Genomic DNA, 6,868 nt, shown 5'->3' on the forward strand with positions numbered 1-6,868 from the left:
TACATTTATTTTAGTGGTTTTTTAGAAACTATACCTGCCTTTCTTGGATACATATTTGGTGTTCTCCTAATTTTTTTTATTACGACTAAATTATGATTAAGATCATCATTTTCTATTTTTATTATATCCTCTATTTTCCCACCTAAAATACTAACAGCTTTTTTACTTTCCTTAATTTCATCCTCAACAGATGGACCTTTCATAGCCACAAAATATCCACCTAATTTTATATAAGGAATACAAAACTCACTTAGAACAGTTAAATTTGCTACAGCCCTTGAAACTGCTGCATCAAATTTTTCTCTATACTCAATATCTTTAGAAAAATCTTCTGCTCTTCCATGTATACATTTTATATCATTTAATTCAATATCTGATATAACTTGATTCAGAAAGTTTATCCTCTTATTTAACGAATCTAAAAGCACTACTTTTATTTGAGGATTAACTATCTTCATAGGTATACCTGGAAATCCAGCTCCTGTTCCTATGTCAATAACATTAGAAATATCTCTTAATGGTGAAAATTTAAATATTTTTACACAATCTATAAAGTGTTTTTTTATTATATCTTCATCTTCTACTATAGTAGTAAGATTGATTTTGTTGTTCCAAAATTTTAATATATCCTTATATTTTATAAATTTACTATACTTTTTTTCATCAAATTCTAGTCCTACATCTTTACACGCAGTATCTATAATTTTAAAATATTGCATATTTAGTTCTCCAATCTACCTTCATTTACAGATCCTTTTCTCTATATTTTTTCTCCATATAAATTAGTAAAACAGAAATATCTGCTGGAGAAACCCCTGAAATTCTAGAAGCCTGACCTACACTCATAGGTCTTATCTTTTTCAACTTTTGGGTAGCTTCTATTCTCAGTCCATTTATCTTATCATAGTTTATGTCTTCAGGTATAATTTTATTTTCAAATTTTTTAAATTGACTTACTTGTTCTAATTGTTTCTCAATATACCCCTCGTATTTGGAAATAATGTTAACTTCTTCTTGAATATCTTCCCCAAGCTCTGGTCTATCTACATCAAGTGGTTGTACCTTAAAATAGTCAAGCTCTGGTCTTTTAATAAGCTCATATAAGCTTGTAGTTTTCTTTAATTCAGAAGAACCTATAGAATTTAAAAAATCAACTACTTCTTTTTTAGGCGTTATGTGAATATCTTTTATTCTTTCAACCTCTTTCTCAATGTCACTTTTTCTTTTTAAATACTTTCCATATCTTTCTTCGCTAACAAGTCCTATTTTATGTCCAAGTTCCGTAAGTCTCAAATCTGCATTATCTTGTCTCAGTATCAACCTATACTCTGCTCGTGATGTCATCATTCTGTAAGGCTCCTGAGTTCCCTTTGTAACTAAGTCATCTACTAAAACGCCTATATATCCATCTGATCTCTTTAAAATAAGAGGTGGATTGCCTTGTGATTTAAGCGCAGCATTTATACCTGCAATTATTCCCTGAGAAGCAGCTTCCTCATATCCTGAACTTCCATTTAGCTGACCTGCACCAAACAATCCTTCAACTTTCTTAAATTCTAGTGAAAGTTTTAGTTGTGTTGGATTTATACAATCATATTCAATAGCATAACCTGTTCTTAAAAACTCTACATTTTCAAGTCCAGCTATAGTTCTATACATAGCAATCTGCACATCTTCTGGCATAGAAGTAGATGCCCCATCTACATATAGTTCGTCCGTATTTTCACCTTCAGGCTCTATAAATATCTGATGCTTTTCCTTATCTGGAAATCTCATTACTTTATCTTCTATTGAAGGGCAGTACCTAGGACCTACAGATTTAATAGAACCATTATAAAGTGGAGATCTATTTATATTATCTCTTATTACCTTTAAAGTATTCTCTGTAGTATACGTTAAATAACAAGATATTTGGCTTCTATCTAAACTTCCACTCATAAAAGAAAAAGGAACTATTTTCTTATCACCTGGTTGTTCTATCATTTTTGAAAAATCAACACTTCGCTTATTTACTCTAGCTGGTGTACCAGTTTTAAACCTTCTAAGTTCTATACCAAGATCAAGTAAACTTTGAGAAAGGTCATTAGCAGGCATAAATCCATTTGGCCCCGAACTATAACTTACGTCTCCTATGATAACTTTACCCTTTAGATAAGTTCCTGTAGCCAAAACAACAGTTTTCGTCTCAAAATATGCTCCATTTTTAGTTAATACACCACATACTTTTCCTTTATCATCTGTTCTTATACTTAGTACTTCTATTTGTCTTAAAGACAAGTTATTTTGTTTTTCAAGTACTTCTTTCATTCTAACTGAATAGTTTTTCTTATCAGCCTGAGCCCTAAGTGAATGTACTGCTGGCCCTTTAGAAGTATTAAGCATTCTTGACTGTATAAAAGTATGATCAATGTTTACACCCATCTCTCCACCTAAAGCATCTATTTCCCTTACTAAATGCCCTTTAGCAGTTCCACCAACATTAGGATTACAAGGCATAAATCCTACACTATCTAAATTCATTGTACACACTAAAGTCTTACAACCCATTCTAGCAGCTGCAAGTCCTGCTTCACAACCTGCATGACCTGCTCCTACAACTATTACATCATATTTTTCTGAAAAATACTCCAATTTTTAACTACCTACTTTCCTAAACAAAATTGTGAAAATATTTTATCAATTATATCTTCTTCTAAGGTGTCTCCAGTTATCTTGCCAAGATTATCCCATGCATTTCTTATATCTATAGATGCCAAATCTATAGCAGATGTATTCTTTAATGCTCCTAAAGCTTCAATACAACTTTCCTTAGCTCTTATAAGTCCTTCCTTATGTCTAGCATTAGTTATAAATAAATCTCCCGGTTTAACCTCACCTTTAAAAAACAAGTCTTTAATACATGTTTTTATCTTATCCAATCCTTTACCTGTCTTTATTGAAGTTTTTATTATACAACTGGAATCTAAATTACAAATATCGTCTAAATTTATTTTATCATTTATATCAATTTTATTTAATAGAATTATATATTTTTTATCTTTTACATAATTCATAATCTCTTTATCTTCATCATCCAATTCTTCACTTGAATCCAGCATTAATATGACTAAATCAGCTTCATCTATCTTTTGTTTAGATCTTTCTACGCCAATTTTTTCTACCAAATCCTCCGTTTCCCTTATCCCTGCAGTATCAATTACCTTTATAGGAATTCCATCTATATTCATATATTCCTCTATAACATCCCTTGTTGTACCTGGTACATCTGTAACTATTGCCCTATTTTCTCTAATTAAAGAATTTAAAAGTGAGGACTTACCTACATTAGGTTTTCCTACAATTACTGTATTCAATCCATCTCTGACTATCTTACCTTCTTCCGCAGTGCTTAATATATGATTTATTTCGTCTAATATTTCCTGTAATCTCATGGAAACCTTATCTGATGTCATTTCTTCTAAGTCTTCTTCAGGATAGTCCACTGTAGCCTCTATATGTGCAATTACCTCTAAAAGCTTTTCTCTAAGTGCGTTAATTTCTTTAGAAATCTTACCAGTAGATTGCTGTACAGCTGACTTCATCGAAAGTTCAGTTTTTGCTCTAATTATATCAATTACCGCTTCCGCCTGACTTAAATCTATCCTTCCATTTAAAAATGCCCTTTTTGTAAACTCTCCTGGCTCTGCAATTCTAGCTCCAGATTTAATAACTTCCTCGAGTACTTTCTTAGTTGCCACAACTCCACCGTGACAATTTATTTCAACTGTATCTTCTGAAGTATAACTTTTAGGGGACTTCATAAAACTAACAAGTACTTCATCTAGTAATTCACCAGTACTTTTTTCTACTATATAACCATATCTCATAGAATAAGGCTTCATATCAATCAAATTTTTATTACTTTTTCCTTTAAATATACTATTAACTATTTTAAGTGAATCACAGCCTGAAATTCTTATAATCGATATGCCACCTTCACCTAAAACCGTAGCTACAGCTGCTATTGTATCAAACTCTTTCATCATTTCACTTCCTCAAAATATAATTTATCTGATGGCTACCTACTGTAACACTCCCACTTCTATCAAAGTGGGAGCTAACAGTAGCTAAGCCCCTAGATAATTCATCTAAACTTAGTGAGAGAAACAAAACTCTAAAGAGAAAGCAACTATCAGCAAATCAAAGATTTGGAACATTTGCTTTTCCCACTAAGTAAGATTTATTGATAAATATACTTCTACACATAAGATAATCTAAATCTAGCTAACGTTTAAAATTATTTTGTATCTCTCATTTATTTTTCTAAATGTAAAAAAGAAAGCCTTTAGGCTTTCTTTAAATCCACTACAACTCTTCTAAAGGGTTCCTGACCTTCGCTATATGTATTCACATAAATATTATTTTGAAGGGCAGAATGAATTATTCTTCTCTCGTAAGGATTCATTGGTTCTAACTTAATTATTCTACCTGTCCTCTTAACCTTCTCAGCTACTCTTCTAGCAAGTCTCTTTAGAGTTTCTTCTCTTTTAAATCTATAATTTTCTGTGTCTAAAACAACTCTCTTATATTCTGTATCATGATTTTTATTTATTACAAGACTTACAAGATACTGAAGTGCATCTAACGTTTCTCCCCTATATCCTATAAGTATTCCCATTTCTTGACCAGTTAAATATATTTTTATGCCATTTTTGTCTTCTTTTATTTCTATTTCAGCCTCTACCTTAATTTTATCTAAAATACTTCTCAAAAATGTTTTAGCTTCATTTATATAATCTCTCTTAACCGTAACTCTTATTTTGGCTGGCCTCGTTCCTATAATATTAAAAAAACCTTTATTGCCTTCATCTAAAACTTCCATTTCCACTTTATCTTCTTCAACTTTTAATTCAGAAAGTGCAGTTTTAAATGCATCCTCTACTGTCTTCCCAGTCGTTTCTATAAAATCCATAACACATGGCCACCCCCTAAGCCTTAATATTTCCTTTTTTCATTTCAATCTTTTTCAAAACAACAGTTTGTGCTATTTGAATTAAATTACTAACAACCCAATAAAGTACTAAAGCTGCTTTAAACTTTATACTCATAAATACCATGACTGCAGACATTGCTATATTCATTGTCTTTGCCTGCTTTGCTTGCTCGCTATTACCTGACATCATCAAATATCCTGATAAGAAAGTAGTTACGCCCGATAAAATAGCAAGGAATATATCTGTTTTAGCTAAATCCCCTATCCACAAAAAACTAACGCCATTTATTCCTGATAGATTATTAAAAACATAATAGAGAGCTATTAGAATAGGCCATTGAATTAGAAGTGGTAAACATCCACTAAAAGGACTTGCTCCTTTTTCTTTATATAATTTCATCATTTCTTGCTGTGCTTTCTGAGGATCTTTTTTATATTTCTCTTGTAGCTTTTTTACCTCTGGCTGAATTTCATTCATTATAAGTGAAGATCTTGCTTGTTTTATACCTAGTGGAAGTATTATAATTCTAATTATTATAGTCATTAAAATTATTGCGATACCATAAGACATATTCTGATTAGGTATGACGGAAGTTACACTATGATGTAAAAACTCAAAAAACTGAACAAAAGCATTATTTAGATATTGCAAAATATTAAACCTCCCGAAATTTATTTAACTGGGTCATATCCTCCCTTGCAAAATGGATTACACCTCAATATTCTCTTTATAGACATAAATCCACCTTTTATAGTACCATATTTTTGCAATGCTTCTACTGTATATTGTGAACAAGTAGGGTAAAATCTACAACATGGACCCTTCAAAGGTGATATATATTTCATATACAATTTAACTAAAAAAATTAAAAATTTTTTCATTTATTATACAAACCTGCTTTTTTAATTAAATTTTTCATGGAATTCTCTATTTCTATATAACTTTTACCATTTGACAAATTCCTAGCTATAAATACTAAATCATATCCAACTTTTATGTCTTCAATATTCAACCTAAAATTTTCTTTAATTAATCGTTTAATTCTATTTCTAATAACACTCTTTCCTACCTTCTTACTCACTGATATACCTAATCTATTTATACCCTTTTTATTTCTGTAGATATATAATACTAATAGATTATTAGAAAAAGATTTTCCTCTTCTATACACAGCTCTAAATTCTGCATTCTTTTTTATTCTGTAAACATCCATATGTTTTGCTCCTTTTTTCTGCTTGCAGAAAAAGGCCACAAAAGCGGCCCTTATGCTGTTAATCTCTTTCTACCTTTTTGTCTTCTTCTTCTAATAACATTTCTTCCTGACAAAGTTCTCATTCTTTTTCTAAAGCCATGCTCTCTTTTTCTTTGTTTCTTTTTTGGTTGATAAGTCATCCACATACTATAACACAACTCCTTTCCAATTTAGCATTTATTTTTTCTTTACTTATTATATATAGAGCGCAACAAATACATTACTCTCATGTAAACTAACATTTATAAAAGCAATCAATTCACCTAATTATAAATCCTAAAGTTTTACTATTAAATTATATATTCACTAAGTTACAATGTCAATACAAAATGAAGACTACAAAAATGGATAAAAAACATTACCTGTTAATATTTTTTATCGGTTTTTGTGGATAACTTCTTGAATAGGTAGTTAGGTTTTGATATTATAAATAGAGACCTGTTAATAACTTTAAAAATATATAACTTATCCACAACTGTGGATAAAAATGTGCATAAGTTGTTTTATTTTATATAAACTTCCTATTCATTTATACATTTTTAACTATTTTACTAACATTATTCATTGTAGATAATGTTAATATTTATTTTACGGTTATTGTTTATAACTTTTTTTATTTAAAAGATATAAACATATTTATAAA

General features: G+C 30.1%; 8 protein-coding genes. All 8 read right to left on the reverse strand.

Features of this window, described 5'->3' with window-relative positions; genetic code table 11:
* Positions 1-5 precede the first annotated feature (5 nt).
* Positions 6-719: a 16S rRNA (guanine(527)-N(7))-methyltransferase RsmG gene (gene rsmG / locus CLJU_RS21135; protein WP_013240853.1), complete on the reverse strand. Its 714-nt coding sequence runs from the start codon at positions 717-719 to the stop codon at positions 6-8.
* A 25-nt stretch (positions 720-744) separates the two neighbouring features.
* Positions 745-2,631, reverse strand: coding sequence for a tRNA uridine-5-carboxymethylaminomethyl(34) synthesis enzyme MnmG (gene mnmG, locus CLJU_RS21140; protein WP_013240854.1), 1,887 nt, complete (start codon positions 2,629-2,631; stop codon positions 745-747).
* A gap of 11 nt (positions 2,632-2,642) precedes the next feature.
* A complete protein-coding gene (gene mnmE, locus CLJU_RS21145; RefSeq protein WP_029170213.1) occupies positions 2,643-4,022 on the reverse strand; it encodes a tRNA uridine-5-carboxymethylaminomethyl(34) synthesis GTPase MnmE in 1,380 nt (459 codons plus the stop codon).
* Positions 4,023-4,324: 302 nt separating this feature from the next.
* Positions 4,325-4,951 (reverse strand): RNA-binding cell elongation regulator Jag/EloR, encoded by a 627-nt coding sequence (jag, locus tag CLJU_RS21150; RefSeq protein ID WP_013240856.1) that lies wholly within the window; start codon positions 4,949-4,951, stop codon positions 4,325-4,327.
* Positions 4,952-4,967: 16 nt separating this feature from the next.
* On the reverse strand, positions 4,968-5,624 hold the full coding sequence (locus CLJU_RS21155) for a membrane protein insertase YidC (RefSeq protein WP_013240857.1): 657 nt from the start codon (positions 5,622-5,624) through the stop codon (positions 4,968-4,970).
* Between the two features lie 20 nt (positions 5,625-5,644).
* Positions 5,645-5,854 (reverse strand): membrane protein insertion efficiency factor YidD, encoded by a 210-nt coding sequence (yidD, locus tag CLJU_RS21160; RefSeq protein WP_013240858.1) that lies wholly within the window; start codon positions 5,852-5,854, stop codon positions 5,645-5,647.
* Positions 5,851-6,186 (reverse strand): ribonuclease P protein component, encoded by a 336-nt coding sequence (rnpA, locus tag CLJU_RS21165; protein WP_013240859.1) that lies wholly within the window; start codon positions 6,184-6,186, stop codon positions 5,851-5,853. The genes yidD and rnpA overlap by 4 nt, the downstream gene beginning before the upstream one ends.
* A gap of 50 nt (positions 6,187-6,236) precedes the next feature.
* Positions 6,237-6,371 (reverse strand): 50S ribosomal protein L34, encoded by a 135-nt coding sequence (rpmH, locus tag CLJU_RS21170; RefSeq protein ID WP_013240860.1) that lies wholly within the window; start codon positions 6,369-6,371, stop codon positions 6,237-6,239.
* Positions 6,372-6,868: the final 497 nt, after the last annotated feature.

It is taken from the genome of Clostridium ljungdahlii DSM 13528, assembly GCF_000143685.1.
In the GTDB taxonomy this organism is placed as follows: Bacteria; Bacillota; Clostridia; order Clostridiales; family Clostridiaceae; genus Clostridium_B; species Clostridium_B ljungdahlii.

Bases quoted from the DNA above. Each gene is read 5' to 3' on its own strand.
- rsmG (WP_013240853.1), bottom strand. From the start codon at position 719: ATGCAATATTTTAAAATTATAGATACTGCGTGTAAAGATGTAGGACTA.
- mnmE (WP_029170213.1), bottom strand. From the start codon at position 4,022: ATGAAAGAGTTTGATACAATAGCAGCTGTAGCTACGGTTTTAGGTGAA.
- jag (WP_013240856.1), bottom strand. From the start codon at position 4,951: ATGGATTTTATAGAAACGACTGGGAAGACAGTAGAGGATGCATTTAAA.
- yidD (WP_013240858.1), bottom strand. From the start codon at position 5,854: ATGAAAAAATTTTTAATTTTTTTAGTTAAATTGTATATGAAATATATA.
- rnpA (WP_013240859.1), bottom strand. From the start codon at position 6,186: ATGGATGTTTACAGAATAAAAAAGAATGCAGAATTTAGAGCTGTGTAT.
- rpmH (WP_013240860.1), bottom strand. From the start codon at position 6,371: ATGTGGATGACTTATCAACCAAAAAAGAAACAAAGAAAAAGAGAGCAT.